The 25,593-nt window shown below is 53.8% G+C and carries 30 protein-coding genes; 13 read left to right on the top strand and 17 right to left on the bottom strand.

Going from position 1 to position 25,593, the window contains the following annotated elements:
• Positions 1-30: 30 nt before the first annotated feature.
• From Q334_RS0111520 to ccoN, 9 genes are all read right to left on the bottom strand, one after another.
• Positions 31-681 (bottom strand): sulfite exporter TauE/SafE family protein, encoded by a 651-nt coding sequence (locus tag Q334_RS0111520; RefSeq protein WP_027313341.1) that lies wholly within the window; start codon positions 679-681, stop codon positions 31-33.
• The gene (ccoS, locus tag Q334_RS0111515) at positions 681-881 is read right to left on the bottom strand and encodes a cbb3-type cytochrome oxidase assembly protein CcoS (RefSeq protein ID WP_027313340.1); all 201 of its coding nucleotides are present in this window, start codon (positions 879-881) and stop codon (positions 681-683) included. The genes Q334_RS0111520 and ccoS overlap by 1 nt, the downstream gene beginning before the upstream one ends.
• A gap of 14 nt (positions 882-895) precedes the next feature.
• Positions 896-3,295 carry a heavy metal translocating P-type ATPase gene (locus Q334_RS0111510; RefSeq protein ID WP_027313339.1) on the bottom strand — a complete coding sequence of 800 codons (2,400 nt, stop codon included), beginning with the start codon at positions 3,293-3,295 and terminating at the stop codon, positions 896-898.
• Position 3,296: 1 nt separating this feature from the next.
• The gene (locus tag Q334_RS0111505) at positions 3,297-3,794 is read right to left on the bottom strand and encodes a FixH family protein (RefSeq protein WP_027313338.1); all 498 of its coding nucleotides are present in this window, start codon (positions 3,792-3,794) and stop codon (positions 3,297-3,299) included.
• Positions 3,795-3,847: 53 nt separating this feature from the next.
• Complete coding sequence (gene ccoG / locus Q334_RS0111500) at positions 3,848-5,269, bottom strand: cytochrome c oxidase accessory protein CcoG (protein ID WP_027313337.1); 1,422 nt, start codon at positions 5,267-5,269, stop codon at positions 3,848-3,850.
• 151 nt (positions 5,270-5,420) lie between these two features.
• Positions 5,421-6,311 (bottom strand): cytochrome-c oxidase, cbb3-type subunit III, encoded by an 891-nt coding sequence (gene ccoP / locus Q334_RS0111495; protein ID WP_027313336.1) that lies wholly within the window; start codon positions 6,309-6,311, stop codon positions 5,421-5,423.
• The gene (locus Q334_RS0111490; RefSeq protein ID WP_027313335.1) at positions 6,308-6,502 is read right to left on the bottom strand and encodes a CcoQ/FixQ family Cbb3-type cytochrome c oxidase assembly chaperone; all 195 of its coding nucleotides are present in this window, start codon (positions 6,500-6,502) and stop codon (positions 6,308-6,310) included. Before Q334_RS0111490 ends, ccoP begins: the two co-directional genes overlap by 4 nt.
• A gap of 5 nt (positions 6,503-6,507) precedes the next feature.
• Positions 6,508-7,116 (bottom strand): cytochrome-c oxidase, cbb3-type subunit II, encoded by a 609-nt coding sequence (ccoO, locus tag Q334_RS0111485; RefSeq protein WP_211249542.1) that lies wholly within the window; start codon positions 7,114-7,116, stop codon positions 6,508-6,510.
• Positions 7,117-7,129: 13 nt separating this feature from the next.
• The gene (ccoN, locus tag Q334_RS0111480; protein WP_027313333.1) at positions 7,130-8,560 is read right to left on the bottom strand and encodes a cytochrome-c oxidase, cbb3-type subunit I; all 1,431 of its coding nucleotides are present in this window, start codon (positions 8,558-8,560) and stop codon (positions 7,130-7,132) included.
• 340 nt (positions 8,561-8,900) lie between these two features.
• Between ccoN and Q334_RS18940 the strand changes: the two genes are divergently transcribed.
• Both Q334_RS18940 and rlmM read left to right on the top strand, forming a co-directional pair.
• Positions 8,901-9,491 carry an alpha/beta fold hydrolase gene (locus tag Q334_RS18940; RefSeq protein WP_035461362.1) on the top strand — a complete coding sequence of 197 codons (591 nt, stop codon included), beginning with the start codon at positions 8,901-8,903 and terminating at the stop codon, positions 9,489-9,491.
• Positions 9,492-9,498: 7 nt separating this feature from the next.
• Positions 9,499-10,575 (top strand): 23S rRNA (cytidine(2498)-2'-O)-methyltransferase RlmM, encoded by a 1,077-nt coding sequence (gene rlmM, locus Q334_RS0111470; protein WP_027313332.1) that lies wholly within the window; start codon positions 9,499-9,501, stop codon positions 10,573-10,575.
• 41 nt (positions 10,576-10,616) lie between these two features.
• On the opposite strand, the gene Q334_RS0111465 is transcribed toward rlmM, so the two are convergent.
• Complete coding sequence (locus Q334_RS0111465; protein ID WP_027313331.1) at positions 10,617-10,901, bottom strand: antibiotic biosynthesis monooxygenase family protein; 285 nt, start codon at positions 10,899-10,901, stop codon at positions 10,617-10,619.
• Between the two features lie 163 nt (positions 10,902-11,064).
• On the opposite strand from Q334_RS0111465, the gene tusA reads away from it, so the two are divergent.
• The 3 genes from tusA (at position 11,065) to Q334_RS18930 (ending at position 12,727) form a co-directional block, all read left to right on the top strand.
• Positions 11,065-11,307, top strand: coding sequence for a sulfurtransferase TusA (gene tusA, locus Q334_RS0111460; protein ID WP_027313330.1), 243 nt, complete (start codon positions 11,065-11,067; stop codon positions 11,305-11,307).
• 10 nt (positions 11,308-11,317) lie between these two features.
• On the top strand, positions 11,318-12,112 hold the full coding sequence (locus tag Q334_RS20070) for a ProQ/FINO family protein (RefSeq protein ID WP_051527747.1): 795 nt from the start codon (positions 11,318-11,320) through the stop codon (positions 12,110-12,112).
• Between the two features lie 72 nt (positions 12,113-12,184).
• Positions 12,185-12,727, top strand: coding sequence for an LOG family protein (locus Q334_RS18930; RefSeq protein WP_051527746.1), 543 nt, complete (start codon positions 12,185-12,187; stop codon positions 12,725-12,727).
• Here Q334_RS18930 and Q334_RS0111445 read toward each other — a convergent pair.
• A complete protein-coding gene (locus tag Q334_RS0111445) occupies positions 12,724-13,827 on the bottom strand; it encodes a DUF3080 family protein (RefSeq protein ID WP_027313329.1) in 1,104 nt (367 codons plus the stop codon). The two genes, Q334_RS18930 and Q334_RS0111445, sit on opposite strands and share 4 nt — an antisense overlap.
• The gene (locus tag Q334_RS0111440) at positions 13,793-15,190 is read right to left on the bottom strand and encodes an MATE family efflux transporter (protein WP_027313328.1); all 1,398 of its coding nucleotides are present in this window, start codon (positions 15,188-15,190) and stop codon (positions 13,793-13,795) included. The genes Q334_RS0111445 and Q334_RS0111440 overlap by 35 nt, the downstream gene beginning before the upstream one ends.
• Before the next feature lie 108 nt (positions 15,191-15,298).
• On the opposite strand from Q334_RS0111440, the gene Q334_RS0111435 reads away from it, so the two are divergent.
• Positions 15,299-15,484 carry an elongation factor P hydroxylase gene (locus Q334_RS0111435; RefSeq protein ID WP_027313327.1) on the top strand — a complete coding sequence of 62 codons (186 nt, stop codon included), beginning with the start codon at positions 15,299-15,301 and terminating at the stop codon, positions 15,482-15,484.
• Positions 15,485-16,015 carry an elongation factor P hydroxylase gene (locus Q334_RS18925; RefSeq protein ID WP_051527745.1) on the top strand — a complete coding sequence of 177 codons (531 nt, stop codon included), beginning with the start codon at positions 15,485-15,487 and terminating at the stop codon, positions 16,013-16,015.
• 553 nt (positions 16,016-16,568) lie between these two features.
• On the opposite strand, the gene Q334_RS20425 is transcribed toward Q334_RS18925, so the two are convergent.
• The gene (locus Q334_RS20425; protein ID WP_155888984.1) at positions 16,569-16,727 is read right to left on the bottom strand and encodes a hypothetical protein; all 159 of its coding nucleotides are present in this window, start codon (positions 16,725-16,727) and stop codon (positions 16,569-16,571) included.
• Positions 16,728-17,107: 380 nt separating this feature from the next.
• On the opposite strand from Q334_RS20425, the gene Q334_RS0111420 reads away from it, so the two are divergent.
• Together Q334_RS0111420 and Q334_RS0111415 are read left to right on the top strand one after the other, a co-directional pair.
• Positions 17,108-18,448, top strand: a complete 1,341-nt coding sequence (locus tag Q334_RS0111420) for an anti-phage deoxyguanosine triphosphatase (protein WP_245593681.1) — start codon at positions 17,108-17,110, stop codon at positions 18,446-18,448.
• Positions 18,449-18,460: 12 nt separating this feature from the next.
• Positions 18,461-19,465, top strand: coding sequence for a virulence RhuM family protein (locus Q334_RS0111415; protein WP_027313325.1), 1,005 nt, complete (start codon positions 18,461-18,463; stop codon positions 19,463-19,465).
• A 357-nt stretch (positions 19,466-19,822) separates the two neighbouring features.
• Here Q334_RS0111415 and Q334_RS0111405 read toward each other — a convergent pair whose 3' ends face one another.
• The 4 genes from Q334_RS0111405 to Q334_RS0111390 all read right to left on the bottom strand — a co-directional run bounded on the left by Q334_RS0111405 (position 19,823) and on the right by Q334_RS0111390 (position 22,035).
• Positions 19,823-20,278, bottom strand: coding sequence for a copper chaperone PCu(A)C (locus Q334_RS0111405; RefSeq protein WP_027313324.1), 456 nt, complete (start codon positions 20,276-20,278; stop codon positions 19,823-19,825).
• Between the two features lie 29 nt (positions 20,279-20,307).
• The gene (locus Q334_RS0111400) at positions 20,308-20,916 is read right to left on the bottom strand and encodes an SCO family protein (RefSeq protein ID WP_027313323.1); all 609 of its coding nucleotides are present in this window, start codon (positions 20,914-20,916) and stop codon (positions 20,308-20,310) included.
• A complete protein-coding gene (locus Q334_RS0111395) occupies positions 20,913-21,380 on the bottom strand; it encodes a hypothetical protein (protein WP_027313322.1) in 468 nt (155 codons plus the stop codon). Before Q334_RS0111395 ends, Q334_RS0111400 begins: the two co-directional genes overlap by 4 nt.
• A 94-nt stretch (positions 21,381-21,474) precedes the next feature.
• Complete coding sequence (locus tag Q334_RS0111390) at positions 21,475-22,035, bottom strand: DUF2608 domain-containing protein (RefSeq protein WP_027313321.1); 561 nt, start codon at positions 22,033-22,035, stop codon at positions 21,475-21,477.
• Positions 22,036-22,202: 167 nt separating this feature from the next.
• On the opposite strand from Q334_RS0111390, the gene Q334_RS0111385 reads away from it, so the two are divergent.
• Genes Q334_RS0111385 through Q334_RS18915 form a run of 4 tightly spaced genes read left to right on the top strand, consistent with a single transcriptional unit; the run spans position 22,203 to position 25,592 of the window.
• Positions 22,203-22,994 carry a substrate-binding periplasmic protein gene (locus tag Q334_RS0111385; protein ID WP_051527744.1) on the top strand — a complete coding sequence of 264 codons (792 nt, stop codon included), beginning with the start codon at positions 22,203-22,205 and terminating at the stop codon, positions 22,992-22,994.
• A 57-nt stretch (positions 22,995-23,051) separates the two neighbouring features.
• Positions 23,052-23,933: an NAD(+) kinase gene (locus tag Q334_RS0111380; RefSeq protein ID WP_027313319.1), complete on the top strand. Its 882-nt coding sequence runs from the start codon at positions 23,052-23,054 to the stop codon at positions 23,931-23,933.
• On the top strand, positions 23,934-24,917 hold the full coding sequence (locus tag Q334_RS0111375; RefSeq protein WP_027313318.1) for a metallophosphoesterase: 984 nt from the start codon (positions 23,934-23,936) through the stop codon (positions 24,915-24,917).
• A gap of 27 nt (positions 24,918-24,944) precedes the next feature.
• Complete coding sequence (locus tag Q334_RS18915) at positions 24,945-25,592, top strand: rhomboid family intramembrane serine protease (RefSeq protein WP_051527743.1); 648 nt, start codon at positions 24,945-24,947, stop codon at positions 25,590-25,592.
• Position 25,593: the final 1 nt, after the last annotated feature.

Raw genomic sequence — 25,593 nt, 5'->3', positions numbered from 1 at the left:
CGGGGCAATCACAAGCTGATCTGCATCAAGTCAGTGCAGGTGGAGCAAAAAACGCAGGGAGTAGAGTCCCCAGGCAATAATGATGAGGCCGCTTAGGCGGCGTAGCCATGGGTTTTGCATCCACCCCTTCATCTGCTGGGCAAACCAGCCGGTGGCCAGCATGCTGGGCAGCGTGCCTAATCCAAACGCTCCCATAAGCAGAGCCCCTTCGACACTGGAGCCACTACTGAGGCTCCAGCTTAGCGTGGAGTAAACCAGACCACAGGGCAACCAGCCCCAGCAGATGCCGAGTAATAAGGCTTGGCCGTTATGGCGCACGGGGAGCAGCTTGCGGGTATAGGGACTGATATGGCGCCATAGTCGTTGCCCCCAACGCTCTAAATGGGTGAGTGCTGCCCACCAACCGGCGATATAGAGTCCCATCAGAATCAGCATGATGGCGGCAAACAAGCGTAAAAACTGCCAGCCATGGTTGCCGAGTAACGAGCCCAGGCCTGCTACCAGCGCACCGGCGAGCATGTAGCTGCTGATTCGTCCCAGGTTATAACTCAGCAGTAGGCTGGGGCGCCGCTGGGGGGATTGCAGGGCGACAGCGGTCATCAGCCCACCGCACATGCCCAGGCAGTGACTGCCACCCATTAGGCCAATCAACAGGGCAGCCCATAGGTCCATGCTGGCCATTAGCCCTTCTGCTCATCACTGGGGGGAGTGGTGGAAGAAGGCTCTTTGGGGATCAGTTTTTTATCGTCATCAAAGAGAATGCGATGGGCAGGGCTGTCGAGATCATCAAACTGACCACTTTTTACTGACCAGGAAAAGGCCCATACCATCAGCGCGACTAAAATCAGGGCGATGGGAATGAGTAAATACATGATGTCCATCAAAAATCTCCGGCTCAGAGGCGCGCTAAGCGCATAGCATTACCGACCACCAGGAGCGAGCTGGTGGCCATGCCCAGGGCTGCAAGGGAGGGTGGAATCCAACCCATTGCCGCCAATGGCAGAGCCAATAGATTGTACCCTAGTGACCAGGCCAGGTTTTCCGCAATGATGCGTCTTGTCTTTTTACTCAGGGTCAAAGCCTTGGCAAGTAGTAGCAGGTCAGGGCGCAGGAGCATCGCATCGGCGCTGTTTTTGGCCAGGTCAGTGGCTTGATTCATGGCGACCGACACCTGGGCTTTAGCCAGAACCGGAATGTCGTTAATGCCATCCCCTATCATGGTGACGGTATGCCCCAGTTGCTGCAGTTTTTCGATAAAGGTCAGTTTATCTTCTGGCAGGGCACCGGCCTGCCAGTGCTGGATGTGCAGTTGTTTAGCGACGTAGGCGACATTGGCTTCGGCATCGCCACTCAGCAGTGCCACCTGCAGGCCTTGTTGTTGCAGCTGGCTAATGAGCTGGGCGGCTTCAGGACGCAGGCTGTCTTGCAAACGGAACCAGGCTAGCGGTTGCTGCTCATCGGCCAATAACAACCATTGTCCCTGAGCGGCAGGAGGGGCAGGAGGGTTAACAGGACAGGCAAAGTCGGGGCGGCCGAGGCGATAGTGTTGCCCCGCAATTATCCCCTCAACCCCTTGGCCGATATGATTGTGAATATGCTCGGCCTGACCCTGGCTGAAGCCATCAAAGGCCTGGGCAATAGGGTGTTCAGAACCCTGCTCCAGACGGGCGGCTATATCCTGGCAGAGGTTAGCATCCAGGGGGCCAAGGGTTTGGGTTTCCACCAGTTGTAGCTGTCCGCTGGTCAGGGTGCCGGTTTTATCAAATACCACATAATCTGTTTTGCTGAGCGCTTCTAGCACATGGCCACGGGTGATCAAGAGGCCAAGCTGACGCAAGGTGCCGGTTGCCGCCGTAAGGGCGGTGGGGGTGGCCAGTGACAGGGCGCAAGGGCAGGTGACCACCAATACGGAGAGGGTGATCCAGAAGGCATCTTCGGGGCGAATCCAATACCAGCTAAAGGACACCAGGGCTGAGACAATTAACACGGCCAGGACGAAATGGCTGGCGACCTTGTCAGCCAGTACGGCGACCTTGGGTTTTTCACTCTGGGCTCGTTCCAGCAAGCGGGTAATAGCTGAAACACGAGAGGCTTGGCCGCTTTGGCTGACTTCGATGTCGAGCGGGCTTTCGACATTCAGGCTGCCGCCAATCACGCTATCACCCGGCTTCCGCATTACCGGTAGGGATTCGCCGGTGATGACGGATTCGTCCAGGCTGCTGCAGCCACGGCGGATAATGCCATCTGCGGGCAGAGCATGGCCGGGTTTTACCCGGATCAGGTCGCCACTCTGCAGCTGCCGTGCCGGCACTAGCTTTTCTTCACCCTTGATGAGCAGGGTGGCTCCGGTGGGTAGCAGGGATTGTAGTCGGTTACCGGCCTGTCCCATGCGATGACGGGCACGCATTTCCAGATAGCGGCCCAGTAAGAGCAGGAAGGCAAACATGGTGATGGACTCGAAATACACCTCACCGGTGCCTGTGTAGGTAGCATAAATGCCACCCAGATAAGCGATGATGATCGCAATGGAAACGGGCACATCCATGGTCAGATGGCGAGTCTGGAGGTCACGCCAGCTGGCTTTAAAAAAGGGAATACAGGAGTAGAACACCACAGGAGTGGTTAGAATCAGGCTCACCAGGCGTAAGTAGTCCTGATGAGCAGGATCAATGCCTGTATCGGCACCTGCCCAAAGGGAACCGGCATACATCATCACTTGCATCATGCCAATAAAAGCGACCCCGATGCGGATCAGGGCAGTACGCTGTTCTCTCTGTTGCAGCGCTTCTGCTTCGTCTGGCTGATAAGGGTAAGCCTTGTAACCCAATTGATAGAACAGGTTCAGAATACGGCTCAAGGGAAGCTGTTCAGCATCCCAGCTTAAACTGGCGCGATGGGTGGTCAGATTAAGACTGGCCATTTGCATGCCCGGCAGTTGTTGCAGACTTTGTTCCAGTAACCAGATACAGGCGGCGCAACTAATGCCTTCCACGATTAAGGTAACGTGCTTGCGGCCATCCTGATCAAGATGAACAAACTCCGCCTGCAGGCTGGGCTCATCGAATAAAAGCAGCTCTTGCCGTTGATCGGCATCCAGCAGTTGTGGTCGCAGTAGTTCAGGCAGGGCCTGCTGTGAGCGGTGCTGGTAGTAGTCTTCCAACCCGGCTTGCACAATGGTTTGCGCAACCGTTTGGCAGCCAGGGCAGCATAGCTGACGAGGCTCGCCCAGGATGCTTAGGACAAAGTCGGTCCCTTGTGGCACCGGTTGACCACAGTGAAAGCAGGAGAGTGCCATCTTAGTACAGACTTTCGCCAATCAAAGTGACGGGTTGGTCATAGGGAGGATAAGCGGTGCCCTGCACCCGCCATTCATCCGATTGAGGACGTAAAATCAGATAGCGCTTGCCACTTAATGGCTTAGGCAGATTGGCAGTATAGCTGCCGCGCCCCAGTGTGCTTAGTGCGACCTGCTCATCGCCGTGGACATCGGTAGGTTGGACTATTTCCAGCACCATTTTGCCTGGCAGTTCCTGATTGGTGGTAACCAGCAGGGTGCCAAGTTTGTTGTCGATAAGCACTTCAGCAGAAAGCTGCATCACTTTGGCCTGATCAAGCTTATCTGTCACCGCCACAATATCTTTGGCCTCTTTGCGATAGTCCTCGCGAACAGTGCCATCAAAAGTGACGTAAGACACCACCAAAAAGGATGTGCCTACCACCACGGAGGCCATAATAGGGACAAGAAGAAACCAGAGCCAGGGTTGGCGATACCAGGGTTTGGGGGTCATCTGCATAGTGCTGGGTTACCTAAATATTGGGGTGGGGCCGCGAGGGCCCCTATCTTACTCTAGCGGTTGCTGGGGCCGATGAAACGGTTTGTTTCTGTCAGGCTTAAGCTGCCATCGGAAGTCGTGAGGGTGAAATGCACATCAAAGCTGGCAGCAGGCAGTTGAGTCTTATCCATTTGCAGGCGCAGGTTATGAGTCAAAACTTCATTGGCTTGCAGTTGCAAATGTTGCCCGCCGATAACGGCTAGCCCGGGTGCGCCGCTGACACTGAGTTCATAGCTTTGTGGATGTTGGGTTTTGTTGGCAATGCGCAGGGTGTAGAGGTTTTCGACCTTGTTGTCCTGGACTTCAACATAGAGTTGTTGCCGATCACGCAGAATGTCCAGTTGTAAGGGGACACGGCTGCTGATGCCCCAGATAAAGGCACCAAACATAATCAATAGCACAACCCCATAGCCAATTAAGCGAGGACGCAGGATGTGGGTTTTTCCACCTTCCAGTGCTTCCTCAGTGGTGTAGCGGATCAAGCCTTTTTCATAGCCCATACGTTCCATGATGTCATCACACACATCAATACAGGCGGCACAGCCAATGCACTCATACTGGAGGCCATCACGAATATCGATACCGACTGGGCAAACATGCACACAGCTATCGCAGTCGATACAAGCGCCCAAGCCTTCTGCTTGGTAGTCTGCGCTCTTTTTACGTTTCCCCCGTGGTTCGCCCCGGGCAGTGTCGTAGGAAATAATCAGGGTGTCTTTATCAAACATAACGCTTTGGAAGCGTGCATAAGGACACATGTAGATGCATACCTGTTCCCGCAGCCAACCGGCGTTACCATAGGTGGCCAGGGTGAAGAAAAATAGCCACCACATCTCCCAAGGGCCTAAGTCCAGACTGGCAATGGCGGGAATCAGCTCACGAATAGGGGAGAAGTAACCAACAAAAGCCACGGCAGTCGCTGCGGCTATTAATAGCCATAGGCTATGTTTAAGCGCTTTTTTGCGAAATTTACCCGCGCTCATGGGTTGCTTATCCAGCTTCATGCGCTGGTTGCGATCCCCTTCAGTCACCTTTTCGACCCACATATAAATCCAGGTCCAGACGCTTTGTGGGCAGGTGTAGCCGCACCAGAGGCGACCGGCAAATACGGTGACGAAAAAGAGGGTGAAGGCGAGAATAATCAGCAACCAGGACAGCAGCATAAAATCCTGGGGAAAGAAGGTGGTGCCAAAGATATGAAACTGGCGATTGGGTAAATCAAAGAGTACGGCTTGCCGCCCCTCCCACTGTAACCAGGAGGTGCCAAAGAAGCCGACCAGCAGCAACCAACCGGTCAGCATCCGCAGATTGCGGAAAATGCCGGTAAAGGCCTTGGTGTAGATGTGTTCGCGCTTTTGGTACAGGTCATAGGTTTGTACCGCGGCATCCTTCGCCGGCTTGTTGCTCGGCACCTCTTTCAAGGGAATCCTGCTCATGCTAATCACCTGGTTCTAATGGGTAGCGTGATGTCCGAGGCCGGGGGAAGGGCATTAAAGACAACAACGAGGCAGTTTGACTGCTTCTTATGTAATGATTGTGTTTGGGTAGTAAAGCAAGGAGGCCGGTTGAACCGGCCTCCCCGATGACTTACTTGTCCAGTGACAAGCTCATCACATAGGCTGCCAGCAGGTGAATCTTCTCTTCAGAGAGCAGATTCTGCTGTGCAGGCATCACACCATTGCGGCCATTACGGATGCTATGGGCGATCTGCGCGGCTTCACCGCCATACAGCCAGATATCGTCGGTCAGGTTGGGGGCGCCCAGGGCATGTTGACCCTTGGCATCCGCACCGTGACAGGCGGCACAGAGTGCCTGGTAATTGCTCTGTCCACGGGCTGCCGCCTCCTGGTCAGTCGCTTTGCCAGACAGGCTCAGTACATATTGAGTCACATCTTGCACACCGTCTTCACCGAGGGCATCGCCCCAGGCAGGCATCGCACCGGCACGGCCGTTAGTGATGGAGGCTTTGATGGTTTCCGCCTCACCGCCATAGAGCCAGTCTTTGTCGGTCAGATTGGGGAAACCATGGCTACCGGTTGCCTGCGAACCATGACAGAGGGCGCAGTTGTCTGCGAACAGACGCTGACCCATTTGCACGGCGGTGGGGTTACGGGCAGCTTCTTCCAGCGGCAGAGAAGCATACTTCTCAAATACTGGACGGTAGTGCTCTTCGGCATAGGCCATTTCATCCTGCAGCTGCTTGGTTGAAGACCAACCCAGCAGGCCCTGGTAGTTACCCAGGCCAGGATAGAGGGCCAGATAGCCTAGTGAAAAAACAATAGTCAGCATGAAGAGGTTGAACCACCAGCGGGGCAGGGGGTTGTCGAACTCTTCGATACCGTCAAAGGAATGGCCAACGGTTTGGTCGGTGGCCTCTTTATAGGCTTCACCCTTACGGACGCTGAAGGTCAGCCAGGCGCAGCCAATGATCACTGCTAGGGTAATGACGGTTACCCAGGCGCTCCAAAAACTACTCATCGCTTGTTCTCCCGATCGTGGGAAGGTTCCACTCCGTCCTTTGGCTCTTGCTCATCTTCGGCAAAAGGCAAGTTAGCGGCTTCGTCGAAGTCCTTGCCCTTTTTGATGCCCCAGATCCAGATAAAGAGCCCGATAAAGGTGACCAGCATGATCACCGATATCCAGGGACGGAAAGCTATGAAAAATTCCATAAGCATCAGCGCTTGTTAGACTTCACGGTGCCCAGCTGTTGCAGGTAAGCAACCAGTGCATCGATTTCTTTCTTGCCACGGATCTCATCACGAGCAGTGGCAATCTGGTCATCGGTGTAGGGCACGCCTACGGTGCGCAGAGCACGCATTTTGTCTTCGACTTTGCGAGTATCCAGGTCGTTTTCGAACAACCAGGGATAGGCAGGCATGACCGACTCAGGCACTACATCACGAGGATTGTAGAGGTGAGCACGGTGCCAGTCGTCAGAGTAGCGCTGACCAACACGGGCCAAATCCGGGCCGGTACGTTTAGAACCCCACAGGAAGGGGTGGTCGTAAACGAACTCGGATGCTTCGGAGTAGGGTCCATAGCGTTCGGTCTCAGCACGCAGCGGACGAATCATCTGGGAGTGACAGACGTTACAGCCTTCACGGATGTAAATGTCACGACCTTCCATCTGCAGCGGAGTCAGAGGCTTCAGGCCAGCGATAGGCTGAGTGGTCTCTTTCAGGAAGAACAACGGAACGTTCTCTACCATGGTGCCGCCACTGATCACAATGATCACCAGCAGAGCCATGAGACCGATATTCTTTTCAATTTTTTCGTGCTTGATCATGGAATACTCCTCAGGCGGTCTGGGCCGCAGCAGACGCTACTGGGGCTTTGCTGCCCTTGCGCACGGTCTGCCATACGTTGTAAGCCATCAGCAGCATGCCCAGCAGGAAGAAGGCACCACCAATAGTACGTACCAGGTATCCCACATGGCTGGCAGCCACGGACTCAACGAAGGAGTAGGTCAGGGTGCCGTCTTCGTTGACCGCACGCCACATCAGACCCTGCATGATACCGTTTACCCACATCGCGCAGATGTAAAGTACGGTACCGACAGTCGCCAGCCAGAAGTGTGCGTTGATCAGACCGACGCTGTACATTTCAGACTTACCAAAGACTTTGGGGATCATGTGGTAGGTCGCGCCGATGGAGATCATGGCTACCCAGCCCAGGGCACCGGCGTGTACGTGACCAATGGTCCAGTCGGTGTAGTGGGACAGAGCATTAACAGTCTTGATAGACATCATCGGACCTTCGAAGGTGGACATACCATAGAAGGACAGCGATACCACCAGGAAGCGCAGGATGGGGTCAGTGCGCAGTTTGTGCCAGGCGCCAGACAGAGTCATCATGCCGTTGATCATACCGCCCCAAGAGGGAGCCAGCAGGATCAGGGACATCAGCATGGCAACGGACTGGGTCCAATCAGGCAGTGCGGTGTAGTGCAGGTGGTGACCGCCGGCCCAGATGTAGGTGGCAATCAGGGTCCAGAAGTGCACGATGGACAAGCGATAGGAGTAAATCGGACGCTCAGCTTGCTTGGGTACGAAGTAGTACATCATGCCCAGGAAGCCAGCAGTCAGGAAGAAGCCTACTGCGTTATGCCCATACCACCATTGCACCATGGCATCGATGGTGCCAGCGTAAACAGAGTAGGACTTCCACATGCCGACAGGGACAGCCATGCTGTTGACCACGTGCAGTACTGCAACGGTGATCATGAACGCCATGTAGAACCAGTTACCCACATAAATGTGGCTGGTCTTACGCTTGGCGACAGTACCCATGAAGACAATAATGTAAGACACCCACACGATGGTGATGGCGATGTCGATTGGCCACTCCAGCTCGGCGTATTCCTTTGAGGAGGTCAGGCCCAGCGGCAGAGTGATGGCGGCGGCAACGATAATGGCTTGCCAGCCCCAGAAAGTGAAAGCTGCCAGAGTGTCTGAGAACAGACGGGTTTGACAGGTACGTTGTACAACGTAGTAGGAGGTGGCAAACAAGGCCGAGCCCCCAAAGGCAAAGATAACCGCGTTGGTATGCAATGGACGCAGGCGACCAAAGCTAAACCAGGGGGTATCAAAGTTAAGTTGTGGCCAGACCAGTTGGGCGGCTATTAGCACACCCACTGCCATCCCGACGATTCCCCAAATAACCGTCATGATGGCAAACTGGCGCACTACTTTATAGTTGTACGTAGTGTGTTCAGTTGCTGTGTTCATGTCAGGCTCTCATCAGCAGCTTGATTGAAGGTTAAAAACCGGCGCCATTATCTGGTAACGAGTAAGGTTTTTCAAACAGTTACGGTGGCGTAAAGGCAGTAATTACGTCCATTGGAAAAGATTAAAAACTTATCTTGGGGCTATTTGCCCTTAATCCCAATTCTGTATCTATCACCTTGTTTTATATGGTTTTTTGCTAATTTTGTGGTGGTATTGCGGCTGTGTTTTACCGCCTGTCTCATTAATTAGGGTTATTTTTGCCTAATACTAATCGCTAGTCATTAGTGAACGTTGCCTTGACATGCGTCAAATTGTCACATGAGGGGGAGAGGGGGGCGCCGTGGTTAACTCTGAAGTGGATATAGTGTTGTTGCATGGCGCGGGAGCGGGGCATGGCTCTGCATTTTTGCAGCAGTTAGCCCGTGAATTATCTGCTTTCGCTGCGGTAGAGCCTCTGACCCTGGCGTATATGCAGGAGATGGAAGCGAGTGGGCGACGTCGGCCACCGCCACGCTTTGAGCGCTTGCAGGAGGAGCTGCAGGCTCGGTTGGATCAGCGTGCTCGTTCCTGCTGGCTGGTGGGGAAGTCAATGGGGGGACGCTTGGCCATGGCCTTACGCCCGCATCCGCGGGTGTGCGGCGCGGTGGCGCTAGGGTATCCTTTGCACCCGCCAGGAAAAAAGCAGCAATTGCGCTTGCCACCCTTGCAGTGCAGCGGCAAGCCGGGGTTGATTCTACAGGGGCAGCGGGATCCTTTTGGTCAACCGCAGGAATTTGTTGCCTTAGCCTTACCATCCCAGGTGCAGCTACAGGGGGTGGAGGGTGCAGATCATGATTGGCGCACACCAGTAGGTGGCATGAGCTTGGCGGCATTGTTACACCAAGCCAGTCTGGATATTGCCACCTTTATTAAGAACACCGATACAAAGTGATGTTGTCATGCAAACAGCCTTGACTCAGGTAGTGTTGTTTTGTCGCGCGGGTTTTGAGCGTGAGTGTGCAGGAGAGATGCAAGAGTTGGCGGCTAACCAGGGTGTGTATGGTTACCCGCAGTTTGAGCCAGCCAGTGGCTATGTGCTGTTTATTTGTACCGAGCCAGGGGGTGCTTATAAGTTGATCCATAGCCTGCCCTGGCAGCAGCCGGTCTTTACTCGTCAATGGGCTGCCTGTTTACCAACCTTGGGGGCAGTGCCCAAGCAGGATCGAGTGGGCTGGCTGGTGCAGGCAATGGCGGATTTTCCCCAGGGGGGGGAGGTATGGGTCGAAGCACCGGATAGTGAGCAAGGTGGGCAGTTACAGACTCTTTGTCGCAAACTGACGCCCCCTTTAGCCAGTGCTTTGCGTAAGGCTGGTAAGTTAAGCGAAAAACGTAACCTTAAGCAGCCCCGCTTGTATGTCGCCTGGTTGACCGAGCAGCAGGTTGTGGTGGGACTGGCCAAGCCTGCTAATGCAGCCCCTTGGCCCCAGGGGATTATGCGCTTGAAGTTTCCGGCTGGCGCACCTAGTCGCTCCACCTTAAAGCTGGATGAAGCCTGGCGTTTCTTTTTATCTGCCGAGGAGCAACAAAGCTGGCTGCAGCCGGGTATGACAGCGGTTGATTTGGGGGCCGCGCCAGGGGGCTGGACATGGCAGCTGGCCCATCAGCACTTCCGCGTGACGGCGGTGGATAACGGCCCAATGGATGAGGCGTTAATGGAATCGGGTTTGGTGAAGCACCGACAGGAGGATGGTTTTACCTATGTGCCTGAGCGCCCAGTAGACTGGATGGTCTGTGATATTGCCGATAAGCCGTCGCGTTCGATTGACTTGATGGCGCGTTGGTTTGAGCAGGGTTGGTGCCGTTTTAGTGTATTCAATTTAAAGCTGCCGATGCAGAAGCGTTTGGCGGCCTATCAGCAGTGTCGTGAAGTGTTTGAGAGCCGTATGCAGGCGGCGGGGCTGCAGGTCGAGATGCGCTGGCGTCAGCTTTACCATGACCGCGAGGAAATTACGGCCTTTGTGCGCTTGCTTGATTAAGGCGGACAGGCCGCCTTAATCCCACCACGTGATCGCAGTGCTTAGGCATGTTCGAGCAGGGTGACTTTTTCGGGTTCAAGCAATAGAGGGAGCAGCTGGCTCATGGCCTCCTGGCGTTCATTAGAGGCCTGCCAGCGCTGCCAGTCCAACTCGCTGCGATAGGTGGCAATGAGGATACGTTGCAAAGGGTTATCGACGTTTTTTAGTGCTTCACCGGAAATGAATCCTTCCCACTCCATAGCGGCGCGTAGGGTTTGTCTGGCGGCATAGTCGTAGGTGCTTTCCATATCGGGAGCAATCCGGCGTTCGATAAGGACTTTGATCATGGCACATCTCAGCTTTGGCTAATGTATCTATGCCCAGTGTAGAAAATCTATTTTGCTCTGGCCATTCTCTGTTGGTCGGCTATTCCGCTGCCCGCTTGCCGGCATCGCCCTTTCTCACAAGATTGACTACAATGCCGCCAGCATGAAGGAGAGTTGCACAGCTATGTCCGTTGATGTTGAGTATGATCGCCTGCTGGATACTAAGGGCTTGAATTGCCCTGAGCCCGTGATGCTGTTACACAAATGTGTGCGCTCAATGCAGGTGGGAGAAGTGGTGCGGGTGGAGGCAACAGATCCCTCTACCAGCCGTGATATTCCTAAGTTTTGTGAGTTTTTGGGTCATCAGTTATTGGCTCAGGCGCAACAGGATGCGCTTTACTGGTATTTGATTAAAAAAGGTGAATAAGGCGCCCGTCATGCAAATGGAAGGTTCACAGATTAATCTGGTGGAGTTGCTGGCTCAGTTGGAACAGCGTATTGAGCAGCAGTTGGCGGCATTGCAACAAGCGCAACAACAGATTCAACAGCTACGTGTAGAAAATGCGCTGCTCAAAGGGCAGCTGGCACAGGTTCAGCCGGGAGCTCAGTCACAACAGGAGCAGATTCAACCTGTTTCTGCTGCCAAGGTGCAGGCTGAGCCGAGCACGCAGCTGCCCCCCTCTCAGCCTCAGTCAGGGGTTGAGCAGGTTGCGCAAGAGCCTCTATCAGTATCTGAGCAAAGGTCGCAGCCGGTAGCTGACGAAGAAGCCTCAGGTGGTCGTAGCCGTGGCCACTCGCAGGATCGCAGCAAGCGTAAGAATAAAGCAGCCAACCATGCTGCGGTTGCTTGGTTGTGTGAGTTATTTCCCAAGGCTTTCAGCCGGGAGCAGCCTCAGGCTCTGCAGGTGGGGATTCAGGAGGAGCTGCTGGCAAAAATGCCTGAGCAGGGCTCAAAAATTAAGCGGGCTCTCGCCTCTTATACCCATGCGCCTTTTTATCTGCGGGCGATTAAAGCAGGCCAGCCGCGGGTGAATTTGCAGGGGCAAGCGGTAGGGGTAGTGACGGCTGAGGATGAAGCCTTTGCTCAAGAGCGTTATCAGCAGCAGTTTGGGCATAAAAAAGGCCAGCGAACGGCCAAGCCAGCCCAGGGGCGGGCTAATAAACCTAAACAGGGTGAGCAGCGCATGCAAAATAAGCTGCATCAACTGATGGACAAACTTAACTCCCACTAAGCTGCTCTTTTCTGGCAGCTTGGCGGATTAGGCAGGCTGCCAAAAATCCCCTTCGCACAACAGGAGAAGACTATGCCCCGTGCCCGGGTGACGGTTTACTGTGGCTCCCAATTTGGTACTCATCCAGCTTATGCGACGGCAGCGGATCAGTTAGCCGATGCACTCTGTCAGGCGGATTTGGGGCTGGTTTATGGTGGCTCACGGATAGGCTTGATGGGGCGTCTGGCTGATCGTGTGTTGCAGTTGGGGGGTGAAGTGATTGGCATCATGCCTACTCAACTGATTGAGCGGGAGTTGCAACATCCCGGTTTAAGCCGCTTTGAGCAGGTGGCGAATATGGCTGAACGCAAACAGCGCCTGCTTGATCTGGGGGATGCCCTGGTGGCAATGCCAGGCGGGCTAGGAACCTTTGAAGAGTGGTTTGAAGCTTGGTCCTGGGCCCGGATTGGTCTGCACACTAAGCCAATGGGGCTGCTGGATACGGAGGGGTATTATCAGCCGTTATGGCAGATGGCAGCCCATTCGGTCGCGCAGGGCTTCACCCATGAGAGCATGCTGGCGGGGATTAAAATTACTGCCGACCCGGTTGAGTTGCTGCAACAGCTGGGTATTTAGTCCGTCTGGCTGGCTTGGCCTGGTGCCAGTCCACAGCTATTAAGTAGCTGCTGCCACTGTTGTTGGTGCTGCTGAATGCGGGCTTGCCAGCGGCGCCAACTCCCATCCTCCGCTATCCATAGAGAGTGCAGATAATCTGCCACCACCTTGGGTGGGGGTAAAAGCTCCTGTAGGGTTAACCAACCCGCGCGCCAAGCTTCTCCCTGTCGCTGTAAGCGGCTCAGTTCCTGTTGTCCGCTTTGGGCGTAATAACGCAACAGAACATTGAAGAGAATGCGTCCCTCTTCACTCGCTTGCTGGTGATAACAAAGGGGGCGGCGGGTCATTCGTAATTGTAGCCAGAGGCTGGCCTGGGCCAGGCTGTTGCCGCTTAGCTGTAAGCTCTGCAGTAATTTGCTGCCAAAACGGCTGTGATAGAGGGCCGCCAGGTGTTGCTCTAGTTCGCTGAGTTGAAACAACGGCTGAGCTGGCGCGCCCCGGTGAATAGCTAAAACGGCGGGGGTAAGCTGCTGCAAAAAGGCTAAGGCCTGCAGACTGGCTTGGGCGCCGTCGTCTTCCAGGGGGAGTAGTGGAGTCTGTGCCAGGCTGAACTGGGCTTCACTCTCGGCGCTATTGTAAAGCAGGTTGGCAAGCAGTCGAGGTAACTGCTGGCGTTTATGCTGGCTGACTTGAGCAAGCAGCTGATAAAAGTTTTCTGTCTCCGCACGGCGCTGTGCCGGGGGACGGGACAGGCACTGGTCGGCCTGGGTTAGAAAGCGCAGCTCGTATGCCAGTTTCCAGGCGCTATCAGAAACCTTGGCGAGGCTGGAGTTACGTTCACTGATCAAGCCCAATAGATCGCATTCGGCGAAGTCTAGCGTGTCCAGTAAACCTTCACGCAGAGGCTGTTCTTCCAGCAGGCGCAGGCGCCGTTCAGGGTAACTGGGTAGCGGCAGAGTGGGTGGCTGCTGCTGTTGTTCACTCGTGCTTAAATTGAGTGGCCGCGGCAACCGCTCCAAATAGTCGGCCCAGAGTGCCTGGGCCGGATGTGGCGGTTCAAACAACCAAAGAACAATCAGCGCGGCGCTAAGCAGCAGACTGATGATGACGAATCGCCGCATAACTAATCCTCTGCATCCGCACAAAGAGTAGCAAAGCGGCAACGGTTAAACCGCTAATCAAGGCAATCCAGAAGCCTGGGGCCCCCATCGGCGCCCAGGGTAGGCTATCCCCCAGTGCCAGTTGCCAGCCCAGTGGCAGGCCAATACCCCAGTACGCCACGGCCACCAGTAACATCGGGGTGCGGGTATCTTTATAGCCGCGTAATACCCCAGCCACACTGACTTGCATCGCATCGGAAAACTGAAAGAGTCCCGCCAGCATGAGCAGCTCAGCGGCGACCAGAATGACGCCACCATCGGTGGAGTAAAAACCAGCCAGGGTCTCTGGCATAAAGCGCATCAGGCTAAAGGACAGGCAGGCAAACAGCAGATTAAGCTGAATGCCACTCAGGGCGCGGAAACGTGCCAGCTGTGGTTTGCCCGCTCCTAGCGCCTGACCAACGCGGATAGTAATCGCCATGGCAATGCTTAAGGGCACCATAAAGGTGACGGAAGAAAAGTTGAGGGCAATCTGATGGCCGGACACCACCGTTGCCCCCAGGGGCGCGAGCAGCAGGGCGATAATGGAGAACATGCTGGCCTCCATAAAAATCGCCAGACCAATGGGAATGCCGAGTTTGATAAGGTCCCAGATCACGCTCCATTGTGGACGCTGCCAGTCGTGCAACAGGCGGAAATGGCGGTAGAAGCGGCTGCGATCAAGGTATCCCGCCAGGCTCAGGCACATGATCCACATCACTATCCCGCTGGCCCAGCCACAGCCGGCCCCACCGAGCGCGGGGATGGGGCCAAAACCATAAATAAACAGATAATTGAGGGGAATATTGGCAGCTAGGCCAATAAAGGCGACATACATGGCCGGTCGGGTTTTACCCATGCCATCGCTGTAATAGCGCAGCACCTGATAACAGGCGATAGCAGGAAAACCCATGGCAACGCCATTGAGATAAATCTGTGTTTGCTCTCGTAAGGCAGCATCCTGCTCAATGAAATAAGCCAAGACAGGTTCAGCCTGCAATAAAAAGAGGGAACCCAGGCAGCCTAGTCCTAATCCTAACCACAGTGCCTGACGTACCAGAGGGGCGATATCTCCATGGCGTTCAGCGCCAAACAGCTGAGCAACATTAGGAGTGGTGGCCATCAGGGTGCCGATGATCAAAAGAAACAGGGGCACCCAAATGCTGGAGCCCAGTGCTACAGCGGCCAAATCCTGCGGACTGACAGCGCCCGCCATCAGGGTATCGACAAAGGCCATCCCCGTTTGGGCAACCTGCCCGGCAATAATCGGCAGTGCCAGTAGGAGCAGTTCCTTCAGCTCTTGGCGGCGTGGGGGTAAGACTTCGGAAACGGCAACAGCAGTCATAACCATCCTTGAGTGGCTGGGTAGCAGGCCCAGGCATGGGCAAAACGCTAAAAGGCCACTATTATAGCCGCCGCCCGGTAACGGGGAAGCAAAAGGATTGGAAATTGTATGCAATATTCCTGTCAGGAACTCATTAGCTGGTTTAATGACACCTTCGCCGTCAGTGATAACACCATTCTGGTGCGCGCTGAGGATGAGCCGATCTACTTACCGGCAGATGAGCGCTGTTCTCAGCAGCGGATTATTGTTGCCCATGCTTTTTTGCGTTGTCAGTTCGTATTAGGAAATGAATAAATGCGTGTATGCAGTACCGATGATGAATACTGTCAAAGTTTGATCCATGCCTTTGCGAACATTTTTCCCAACTTGATCATAAAAGGTGGCGCAGAAGAGCCGTTCTACCAAGCTCCGACAGCGAATAGCCCTGCCATCCTCTATTTCAGAAGTAACTATCCACGAAGCCTCTTACATGAGATGTCACACTATTGTTTAGCGGGTGAGCGTCGCAGGGGTTTGGACGATTTTGGTTACTGGTACGCCCCCTGTGGAAGAACAGCGGAAGAGCAGCAACGTTTTGAGGAAGTAGAAGCGAGGCCACAAGGATTAGAAAAAGCCATGTGTGAAGTTGTTGGCCTCAAGTTTTCACCCAGCCTTGACGATTTTTCAGGACGACCCGCCTCGGCAAGTTTTCTGCAAGCGCTAGAACTTGCCTATCAAGAGATGCAGGCAAATCCCCCCCCCACCGCCAATAAAGTCTTGTCTGGGTTGAAAGACTATTGGGATAGTAATGGTTTAACTCATCCGCTCCTGCTCAGCCAGGCTTGACATCTAACAGCGTAGATTTTTAGTTAGGCGTCAATCGAGGAGAGTGTGGGTTTGAATTTTTGCGTGTATCAATGATGATGCAAAAAAGCGAGTTGACAGATTTTTTGCTTGAAATCATTGTGATTGTTTCATCGTCAATGAAGTGATTTTTCGTGAAGCTAAGTGCAATAACAACCATCAATGCAGGCTATCCATATCGGGGCAAAATCTCTGAAGTGCCAGGCTCTGCTGTGGTCGCGGTTTAAATGAAGGATATCTCGCTAAATGAAGGGATTCGCTGGTCAGACTGTTTAGAAACCACGCTCCCCGGTAAACGTGAACCCGGCTACCTCGCCGCATGTGACATTTTAGTTAGTGGCCGCCCGAGGCAGCCATAACTACGCCGTGCTAGTAGATCAGTTGTACCTTCTGGGTATCGGCACAGATGGCGACGGTAGCGTATCGGTGGCCTTTGCATAGGGCAAACTCACCCATGATCAGCTCCGTACCTAGCTGAGATCCGGTGTGCTCAGCTCACGTGCAAGCGCTGATGGTCAATCACTTTCACCGTATGTCAGTGCAGCTCGAGCAACTGTGCCACCTGCGTGACCGGCAACAGAGACACCAAGGCCTCCACATGGCGGATCATGGCCTGAGTGAGCTCGCGGCGTCCGGGTAGCCAACTGATCTGCTCACGCCGGATACAGCACTGAGCGCAGCGTAGGCGACGCACAGGCACCTCCAGCCTCGAACAGGTCTCGCTCCCGTACCCGGCGTCTGTTGATATCATGAACCCGCTGAACGGCTTGGCCGCAGCTACCACAATGGGGCACATGCGAAGGGCGAGGCTTTAATCGAAGTAAGAGCGTGTTGGCGGTGGATACTTCGTAGCTTTCCAGCTCGAAGCCTTCCCAGAAAAGGCTCAGCAGATTAGCATCCATGGTGTCGGCAGTAGTTGGGTGTGGGTCGAGTTTTGGCGAACACAACCTTAACCCTTCTTACTGCCGCACTCCCACCTTCCCGCTAATCTGCGATGAATCAGGAAAAAGCCCTGATGCAGCAGCTGTTGACGGGTAAGCGCCGAGTAAAAGTTAACGAAATAGGAGATTCCAAATGATGGAGGATACTTGGGAAGAGCGCAGAAATTGGGAAGATAAACGTAAGCAGGATGTTCGCTCGGAATGGGAAAGAGACTATGCGCGCCTCATCCACTCCTCCGCATTTCGGCGTTTGCAATCTAAAACTCAGGTTCTGGGGTTAGGGGAAAGTGATTTCTATCGCACACGCCTTACCCACTCTATGGAAGTTGCTCAAATTGGTGTGGGTATCGTTCGCTGGTTAAAACAGAAGCACAGAGAAAATTCTGAAATTTTTAACGCACTGCCTTGCGATGCCTTGATCAGCTCTATTTGCTTGGCCCACGACATTGGTCATCCACCTTTTGGTCATGGTGGAGAAGTGGCGCTCAATGTGTGCATGCGAGATCACGGTGGTTTTGAAGGTAATGGGCAAACCCTGCGGATTTTGGCGAAGCTGGATAAGTACACCGAAAGTCACGGCATGAACCCAACTCGGCGGATGTTACTGGGGGGTTTGAAGTATCCGGCATCATACTCACAGACTGTCCTCAAAGAGGCATACGGCGAAGTGCCTGATCCTCGCTGGCTGTGCAAATCCGAAGAACAGCATCCACCCAAGTGTTATCTGGACGATGAACAAGAAGTCGTAGACTTCATTCTTGCCCCCTTTACTTCCGAAGAAAAAGCTGAGTTCACCAAGGCTTCTGAAAAACCAACTAGTAATGACAAAAAGAAACACAAAAAGCCCAAGTACAAAAGCTTGGACACTTCCATTATGGAGCTGGCCGACGATATATCCTACAGCCTGCATGATTTGGAAGATGTCATTGCTTTGGGAATGGTAAGCCAAAGGGACTGGGAAGAGCATTTTAAGCAATACAAAGAACTCTTTGTGAATTGTAATTTGAAATATGACGATATTACTAACGGGCTTTACGGGCGCAGCCATATGCGCAAAAAAACCATTGGCGGTCTGGTGCATGAGTTCATCATAAGCACCTATGTAAGCGCTTCCGGTGTCCATGGTGCAACAACGCCACTGATCAAGTGGAATGCGAAAATGGGAACGGAATCCGAGGCGTTAATGGAAAGCATCAAAAGTCTGGTGCTGAATAAGGTCATCAAAAGCCCGAATGTGCAGCAGTTGGAGTTTAAAGGCCAAAAGTTGGTGATGGAACTGTTTGCTGCGCTTAAATCCGACCCAATGCGCTTGCTGCCCGAAGACGCTCGAACCCGCTACAAGGATTCGAATAAAGAAGGGGACCAAATGCGTACCATCTGCGACTTTATCGCTGGGATGACAGACGAGTACGCCACCCGTTTTTACGAAAAACTGTACTACCCGCATAAGGGTTCGATTTTTGACCGGCTATAACGGGGAGTGAAGATGGACAACGACCTAATCCTCTATACAACTGATGATGGTGAATCCCAGCTCGTATTGCGCGAGCTGGGTGGTCAGGTTTGGCTTACCCAGCTGGAAATGGCTGAGCTCTACCAAACCAGCAAGCAAAACATCAGCAAGCATGTGAAAGCCGTATTATCAGATGGGGAGCTGGCCGAGGGGGCAGTTGTCAACTCAAAGTTTACAACTGCTGCGGATGGTAAAGAGTACCTGACCCTGCTGTATGCACTACCTATGATCATTGCCGTAGGCTACCGAGTACGTTCGACTCGTGGCACTCAATTCAGGCAATGGGCGACTCGCACGTTAGCAGAGTACCTGACTAAAGGCTTCGCTATGGATGATGAGCGCCTCAAAGACCCTAAATGGGATTATTTTGATGAGCTGCTTGAACGTATTCGTGACATACGTTCGTCCGAAAAGCGTTTCTATCAAAAAGTCCGCGATCTACTGGCGCTGTCTGAAGACTACCGAGCAAATGAAAAGGAAACTGGATTATTGTTTGCTGAGGTGCAGAACAAGCTTTTCTTTGCCGTGACTGGTCACACTGCCGCTGAACTGGTTATCGAGCGTTCAGATCCCTCTAAGCCAAACATGAACTTAACCAATTTTGCTGGTAATAAGGTTCGCAAGGCAGATGTGGTGATCGCTAAAAATTACCTACAAGCGGATGAGCTGGAAAGCCTGAATCGCTTGGTCAGCATGTTTTTCGAGTTTGCTGAGTTTAGGGCAAAAAACAAAACACATCTTCGTTTGCAAGATTGGCGCGAATACGTCGATAAGTTTATGGATTTTAATGAACAGCCATTACTCAATAATGCGGGGCAAATTAGCCGTAAACAGATGGAGCAGCTTGTTAACCAGCGCTATGAGCAATTTGATCAACAGCGGAAATTGGCAGATGCACAAGCGACAGATAAAGCTGAGCTAGAAGAGCTAGAAAAGCTGCAAGAACGACTGCAACAAAAACAAAAGGATAAAAAATGACCATCCAAGCGGCCCGTGGTGGCAAAGTCGATGAAGTGGCTTTACGCGAGGTGCTGCGCGGTGAGCTGCAAAAACGCACTTTTACCTTCCTTTACCTTTACCGGTAATAGCTATCCGCTGTCTGAAAAGACTATCGACAACCTGATTGCCGAGGAAGGCGCGTCTGGATGGGATGCTTTCGAGTATCCTTGGATTGATTTTGAAGATGTTTAAACAACGAGTGGAAGGACAGGTTAAAACCTATTTGGCGCAGGGTAACGGCGTTAATGAACCGCTACGGTAGCACAGCAGTGCTGCACCCAGCCGCGTTCGACTGGCGGCAGCACTGCGCCTAGTGAGCCATGTTAACGGCTGTGTTTAGTGACTGTGGCTGTGTTCAGCTTTGTTGATCTCTTTTACCGGTACCAGCACGCTTTGTTGGTCACCGCTGGCCCAGACCAGGGTGAATTCATACTGAGGCTGGCTAAGCGCCTCTTGCAAACCGATTAGCATCACATGCAATCCACCGGGTTGCAGGGTGACTTCGCCCTTGGCGGGGATTTCCAGTGCTTGTAGCTGGCGCATTTGCATGGTGCCATCTTGGATGCTGCTTTCATGCAGTTCGACACTTTTGACCGCCAACTGGCTGACTTTTACTTCGACTAATACCTGAGCCTGGTCGCCGTCATTGTGCAATGTCATAAAGGCGGCGGTATTGGGGGCACCGGGAGGAATGGCCCGCAGTGCGGCATCAGTGATATGGACTTCCGCCAGGGCGCTGGCACTGAGGAAGGCGGAGCACAGCAGGGCGGCGTTAAACAGGGGCTTGAGCATAATTTGCATCCTTGGTGAATCAAACATCCTTAAGAGCCTTGCAGACGCTGACGCAGTGCATCACGTATCTGTTCTGCACTGAGGCCATGTTGCAAAGTGCCGACCAGTTTGCCGGCGGGGTCAATCACATAGAGGCTGGAGGTATGGTCAACGGCATAGCCCAGGGCGGACTCTTGCATCGGGACTTGGCGATAGAAGGCGCCATAGGCCCGGGTGACCTGATTAATTTGTTCTTCGCTACCGGTGATGCCGAGCAGGCTGGGATGGAAGTAACTGGCATATTGCTTAAGCTTTTGCGGAGTATCCCGAGCCGGATCAACACTGATAAATAATCCCTGCAGTTGTGCCTGTTCCTCGGCCGAGAGTTGCTTCAAGGCCTGACCTAGCATCGCCAGGGAAGTGGGGCAAACATCCGGACAAGAGGTGTAGCCAAAAAACACCACCACCCATTTGCCACGGAAGTCAGCGAGTGCGACCTCTCCTTCACTACTGAGCAGGCTGAAATCTCCACCTAAACGGGCATAAGGCGAAGGGGCGTTGTCACGGCTGAGCTGATAGGCCACCAGTCCTGCGGCAAGGGCGACGAGCAGGGCAAGAATGGGCCAAAGAAGAGAGGGTTTGGTGGGTGCAGAGTTCATTGCCGGGTCTCAAACTGAAAGTGGGCCTGGTAGGGTTTGCCTTGGTAATAAAAGTTCACTTTGGCCAGCCAGTCCATGCGGTTACTGACACAACGACCCAAATGCAGCTCTCCCCGGTAGGAGCCGGGTGCCTGTTGTTGTGGTTGACTGCGGCTTAGGCCCATGTACATGGCGATACCTTCAACATCAAGCAGTGGTGAATCGATCTGGCCACCCGCCACCTCCAGCTGGTAAGCAAGGGGAGTCAGGCTGGAAAGCGGTGATTCAGTAAAACTCAGTGTTAGCTGCAGACCACGCCAGCTGAGTTGGCAGGATGGCTGCTGCTGTAGCTGACAGGGCTCACTATTGATCACTTCAGGAAGAGAAGAGGTGGCTGGCAACCAGCGCGGCAGTAGCAGGGTGAGTCCTACTGCTGCGGTGGCTGCCAGTCCTCCTAATATCGAAACAGTCCTATTCAGCTTCATCGTAGAATCCGCGTCTTTCCCCCGGCTGTCTCGACAGGGGCTTAGTTTAGTGAGCTCGCATGTAATGCCAATGTGGCAAATTGTCGCAGTGAAGCTAGAGCAGGCTTAAGCAGTCGTGCAGCGAAAATACCCGGCGTACGCCATGCGCTCCCTGATTCCAAGGGCGATCCATCAGCGCAAGATGGGTGACGTTAGCGGTTTTTTCCTGCACGTTGAGGATGTGGTTAAGGTGGTCGTCGACATAGAGATGGACTGGCCCCAAGCGTTTAATCCAGTCGGATTTACACTCGCTGGGGGTACAGACATGCAATTCATCAATAGCGAGCTGATGACGCTCAAAGTAGGCCCAGGTATGGGCCTCCGCCTGGGGGTGCCAGCCACGTGCGGTAAGGGTCGCTACTCGGTAACCTGCTTCTTTACAGCTGGCGATAAACTCGCGCGCCCCTTCTTCCAGATGCACTTCATTAATCAGGTCATGCTGATTAAAGGCATCCATTAGTTCTTCATGGCTGAGGCGGTAACGAGGGCGTAGATCGTACTCGTCCCAATGCTGCCAGTGAATATCAATACCTGTGGTGGCTAGCATGGCATGGTAGACCCGTTCTCGGGTTTGAGTGAGGACATCATCAATATCCAGCACAACAAGGGCACTCATAATTCTCTCTCGCTGGGGGCTAGGCCGAATGGGGAGCAGTTCGTTTCTTTGCTCACCGGCGTTATAGAGGAGGATGATGCCAAAAAAAGCGGCGGATGGGCATTGTTATCTCCTGTGTCGCGTCGGCTTCTTTGTTACCCTAATGGGGTTGTCACAAGGTGAGTGGTATGTGGTTGTCCCTGATTACAGCCAGTTTGGCTGCTGTTTTGAGTGCTGCAGCGCAGGCAGCAACGCCGGTTACCCTCTATGCGGGGGATACCATCGCTCCTTATTCCTATACCGAAGCTGGTGAGGTGAAGGGGCTGTATGTGGAGATTGTCCGTGCCGTTACCCAGCGTATGCCGGATTACCAAGTCAATATTGAGGCAGTGCCCTGGCGGCGGGGGCTGAGTTACGTCGAGTCAGGGCAGGGTTTTGCCATCTTCCCGCCTTATCATCGTAGTGCGATGCGTGCCAATCTTTGGCCTTACTCTTTGCCGATGCTGGCCGAGGAGGTGGTGGTCTTTTGTCGGCCTGAGGTGGTGGCCAAGGGCTTGCAGCGCTGGCCGGACGATTTCGGTGGTCTGGTGATTGGGCGTAATGCCGGTTTCGCCAGTGGTGGAGTGGCATTGGAGCAGGCGATTGAGCAGAAGCTGATTCAGATTGAGGAAGCCCCCAATGCTGAGCTGAATTTACTCAAGTTGGCCGGTGGCAGGCTTGATTGCTTTATTGATGACCGTCTTGCCACCCAATGGCAGTGGGGGCAGATGAAAAAACTGGGCACCTTACCCCTGAGTGCGCAGGACAGTTTACAGGAGGTGCAGGTGTTGTCCCGCGAGCAGGGTTTTCTCGCCTATACCAATCAGCATCTGGAGCGCTATCCCTTTAAAGAGGATTTTGTGCGCCAGTTTGATCAGCAGCTCTATGAGTTATATCGCAGTGGTGAGTTACAGCAGCTGGTGGATGCCTACCTACGCTAGCGCGGCAAGCTGAGTTATTATCCCCGCCTTCGCAGCGCGGGCGGACATGAGGACAGCATGGAACAATTTCGCAATGTAGGGTTAATCGGTCGTTTAGGTAGTCCGCAGGTGATCGACACCATCAAACGATTACTGCGTTTTCTGCATGACGAAGGCCTGACTCCGATTTTGGAGGAAAGCATTGCCTCGGTAATGCCAGGGCATAACCAGCAGGTGGCGACCTTGAAGCTGATGGGAGAGATCACGGATCTGGTGATCGTTGTCGGCGGTGATGGTTCTCTGCTCGGGGCGGCCCGTGCCCTGGCACCCTTTGGTGTCCCGGTAGTGGGGGTAAACCGGGGTCGTTTAGGCTTTTTGACAGATATCCGTCCGGATGAGGTCGAAGCCAAAATGCGCGAGGTGCTGTCGGGTAAATACAGCGTGGAAAATCGCTTTTTGATCGGCGCCACGGTTAAGCGTAAAGGTGAGCCGATTGGTGAGGGGCTGTGCCTGAATGATGTGATTCTGCACCCTGGTAAATCAACGCGGATGATTAGCTTCTCCCTCTACATTGAAGATCAGTTTGTTTATCAGCAGCGCTCTGATGGCTTGATTGTCTCGACACCGACGGGTTCGACGGCTTATTCCCTCTCCGGTGGTGGACCAATTATGCATCCCAAGCTGGATGCGTTGGTGTTAGTGCCGATGTTCCCCCATACCCTTAGCAGCCGTCCGATCGTGGTAGACGGCAATGCTGAACTGAAAATCGTCATCAGTGAGAAGAACGAGACTTACCCGCATATCAGTTGTGATGGTCAGACCCATATTCCCTGTGCGCCCGGTGACAGTATTCACATTCGCAAGCGACCCCATAAGCTGAAACTGATTCACCCGCTGAATTATGACTTCTATGAAACCTGTCGATCCAAGCTAGGCTGGACAGCAGACCAGGGGGCCTAAATGGACGCAGCAGGTTATGACCTCATCGGCGATGTGCATGGTTGCTCCCATACCCTTGAGCGTCTGCTGCGCAAGATGGGTTATCGCAAGTTGCGAGGGGTGTATCGACATCCCAGGCGCAAAGCTATTTTTCTTGGCGATATTGTGGATCGTGGCCCACGTATCCGCGAGGCACTTCACCTGGTGAAAGAGATGGTGGATGCAGGGCAGGCGTTAATGATTATGGGTAACCATGAATATAACGCGCTGTGCTATTGCACCCCGAGCCGGGCAGAGTCGAATCAGTTTTTGCGTGCCCATAATGCCCGTCATGAGCGGATTATCCGCGAGACCCTGGCGCAGTTTGCGCTCTATCCCCGTGAGTGGGAGGCTTTCTTGCAGTGGTTTATGGAGTTACCACTGTTTCTCGAGTTTGACCACTTTCGCGTGGTACATGCCTGCTGGGATGAGAGCCTGATCCGTGAATTTGCCCGCCAGTATCCCTCCCATTGTATGGATGCAGACTTTTTGCATCAGTCGGCCCAGGCTGGCAGTTTTGCCTATTTAGTGGCTGATCGTTTAATGCGTGGTACCAGTATGCACCTGCCGAATGGCAGCTTTATGGTGAGCAAGGATGGTTTCCATCGGCGGGTATTTCGCACCAGTTTCTGGAAAGAAAATCCGCAAACTTACGGTGATATTGTCTTTCAGCCGGACCCTTTGCCGGAAGATATCGCCGCCATGCCCCTCACCAGCGCGGAGCGTAAACAGTTGCTCTATTACGGCCCCGAGCAGCGCCCGCTGTTTATCGGCCACTATTGGCGTGAGGGTTTGCCTGCACCTATCACGGCCAACATCGCTTGCCTGGACTACAGCGCAGTCAAATACGGCAAGTTGGTGGCCTATCGGATGGGCAATGAGGCCCGCCTGCACCAGAGCAAATTTATCTGGAGTGAAGTACGGCGTCCGGAGTTACTGAGCCAAGCTTACATTGGCCCCGTATAAATGCTGGGTAACGGGTAAGGAGACGACATGGGTTTGATTTCCCCCTCAAGTTGGCAGGCAATGCGGCGCATTCCCGTCACGAGCCTGACCCTGGCCTTAGCCCTGCTGGTGGCGGCACTGACTCTTTTGGGTGATTACTTGCCCACCCTGGCCTGGTTTACCATTGTGCCCCTGGTCCAACAGGGGAACTATCTCTATGGCACGACCCTGGAGGCAACCCTGCAACAGGGGCAGTGGTGGCGGTTATTGAGCCCGGCTCTGATTCACTTTGGGGCATTGCACCTGGTGTTTAATGCCCTGTGGATTTGGGAAGGTGGGCGGCGGTTAGAGCGAATGTTTGGCAGTGGCTCGGTGTTGCCGCTGTTGCTGATGAGTGCGCTGGTGGCAAACCTGGCCCAATACTATGCCGGTAGTTTCCTGTTTGGCGGGTTGTCCGGTGTGGTGTATGCCTATTTGGCGGCACTGTGGCTATGGGATAGGTTGCGCCCCGCTCAGGCTTCTGGCCTGTCGCCGGCGCTCTTTGGGTTTATGTTGGTGTGGTTGGCTCTGGGATTTACCGAGATGACCGCTACCCTGGGTTTTGGCACAATGGCCAATGCCGCCCATGTGGCGGGGCTGCTAACAGGTTTAGTCTGGGCGCTGTGGTGGCATTGGCGAGTCCCAGCGAGGAGATAAG

Origin of the sequence: Balneatrix alpica DSM 16621, from assembly GCF_000619885.1 — a bacterium.
Taxonomy (GTDB): domain Bacteria; phylum Pseudomonadota; class Gammaproteobacteria; order Pseudomonadales; family Balneatricaceae; genus Balneatrix; species Balneatrix alpica.
The sequence above is the reverse complement of the archived record's forward strand: the minus strand, read 5'-3'. Positions and strand labels throughout refer to the sequence as shown.

What these genes read in the sequence shown, in the direction of transcription:
- Q334_RS0111520 (WP_027313341.1), bottom strand. Translation starts at nt 681, where the DNA reads ATGGCCAGCATGGACCTATGGGCTGCCCTGTTGATTGGCCTAATGGGT.
- ccoS (WP_027313340.1), bottom strand. Translation starts at nt 881, where the DNA reads ATGGACATCATGTATTTACTCATTCCCATCGCCCTGATTTTAGTCGCG.
- Q334_RS0111510 (WP_027313339.1), bottom strand. Translation starts at nt 3,295, where the DNA reads ATGGCACTCTCCTGCTTTCACTGTGGTCAACCGGTGCCACAAGGGACC.
- Q334_RS0111505 (WP_027313338.1), bottom strand. Translation starts at nt 3,794, where the DNA reads ATGCAGATGACCCCCAAACCCTGGTATCGCCAACCCTGGCTCTGGTTT.
- ccoG (WP_027313337.1), bottom strand. Translation starts at nt 5,269, where the DNA reads ATGAGCAGGATTCCCTTGAAAGAGGTGCCGAGCAACAAGCCGGCGAAG.
- ccoP (WP_027313336.1), bottom strand. Translation starts at nt 6,311, where the DNA reads ATGAGTAGTTTTTGGAGCGCCTGGGTAACCGTCATTACCCTAGCAGTG.
- Q334_RS0111490 (WP_027313335.1), bottom strand. Translation starts at nt 6,502, where the DNA reads ATGGAATTTTTCATAGCTTTCCGTCCCTGGATATCGGTGATCATGCTG.
- ccoN (WP_027313333.1), bottom strand. Translation starts at nt 8,560, where the DNA reads ATGAACACAGCAACTGAACACACTACGTACAACTATAAAGTAGTGCGC.
- rlmM (WP_027313332.1), top strand. Translation starts at nt 9,499, where the DNA reads ATGCAAACAGCCTTGACTCAGGTAGTGTTGTTTTGTCGCGCGGGTTTT.
- Q334_RS0111465 (WP_027313331.1), bottom strand. Translation starts at nt 10,901, where the DNA reads ATGATCAAAGTCCTTATCGAACGCCGGATTGCTCCCGATATGGAAAGC.
- tusA (WP_027313330.1), top strand. Translation starts at nt 11,065, where the DNA reads ATGTCCGTTGATGTTGAGTATGATCGCCTGCTGGATACTAAGGGCTTG.
- Q334_RS20070 (WP_051527747.1), top strand. Translation starts at nt 11,318, where the DNA reads ATGCAAATGGAAGGTTCACAGATTAATCTGGTGGAGTTGCTGGCTCAG.
- Q334_RS18930 (WP_051527746.1), top strand. Translation starts at nt 12,185, where the DNA reads ATGCCCCGTGCCCGGGTGACGGTTTACTGTGGCTCCCAATTTGGTACT.
- Q334_RS0111445 (WP_027313329.1), bottom strand. Translation starts at nt 13,827, where the DNA reads ATGCGGCGATTCGTCATCATCAGTCTGCTGCTTAGCGCCGCGCTGATT.
- Q334_RS0111440 (WP_027313328.1), bottom strand. Translation starts at nt 15,190, where the DNA reads ATGACTGCTGTTGCCGTTTCCGAAGTCTTACCCCCACGCCGCCAAGAG.
- Q334_RS0111435 (WP_027313327.1), top strand. Translation starts at nt 15,299, where the DNA reads ATGCAATATTCCTGTCAGGAACTCATTAGCTGGTTTAATGACACCTTC.
- Q334_RS18925 (WP_051527745.1), top strand. Translation starts at nt 15,485, where the DNA reads ATGCGTGTATGCAGTACCGATGATGAATACTGTCAAAGTTTGATCCAT.
- Q334_RS0111420 (WP_245593681.1), top strand. Translation starts at nt 17,108, where the DNA reads ATGATGGAGGATACTTGGGAAGAGCGCAGAAATTGGGAAGATAAACGT.
- Q334_RS0111415 (WP_027313325.1), top strand. Translation starts at nt 18,461, where the DNA reads ATGGACAACGACCTAATCCTCTATACAACTGATGATGGTGAATCCCAG.
- Q334_RS0111405 (WP_027313324.1), bottom strand. Translation starts at nt 20,278, where the DNA reads ATGCTCAAGCCCCTGTTTAACGCCGCCCTGCTGTGCTCCGCCTTCCTC.
- Q334_RS0111400 (WP_027313323.1), bottom strand. Translation starts at nt 20,916, where the DNA reads ATGAACTCTGCACCCACCAAACCCTCTCTTCTTTGGCCCATTCTTGCC.
- Q334_RS0111395 (WP_027313322.1), bottom strand. Translation starts at nt 21,380, where the DNA reads ATGAAGCTGAATAGGACTGTTTCGATATTAGGAGGACTGGCAGCCACC.
- Q334_RS0111390 (WP_027313321.1), bottom strand. Translation starts at nt 22,035, where the DNA reads ATGAGTGCCCTTGTTGTGCTGGATATTGATGATGTCCTCACTCAAACC.
- Q334_RS0111385 (WP_051527744.1), top strand. Translation starts at nt 22,203, where the DNA reads ATGTGGTTGTCCCTGATTACAGCCAGTTTGGCTGCTGTTTTGAGTGCT.
- Q334_RS0111380 (WP_027313319.1), top strand. Translation starts at nt 23,052, where the DNA reads ATGGAACAATTTCGCAATGTAGGGTTAATCGGTCGTTTAGGTAGTCCG.
- Q334_RS0111375 (WP_027313318.1), top strand. Translation starts at nt 23,934, where the DNA reads ATGGACGCAGCAGGTTATGACCTCATCGGCGATGTGCATGGTTGCTCC.
- Q334_RS18915 (WP_051527743.1), top strand. Translation starts at nt 24,945, where the DNA reads ATGGGTTTGATTTCCCCCTCAAGTTGGCAGGCAATGCGGCGCATTCCC.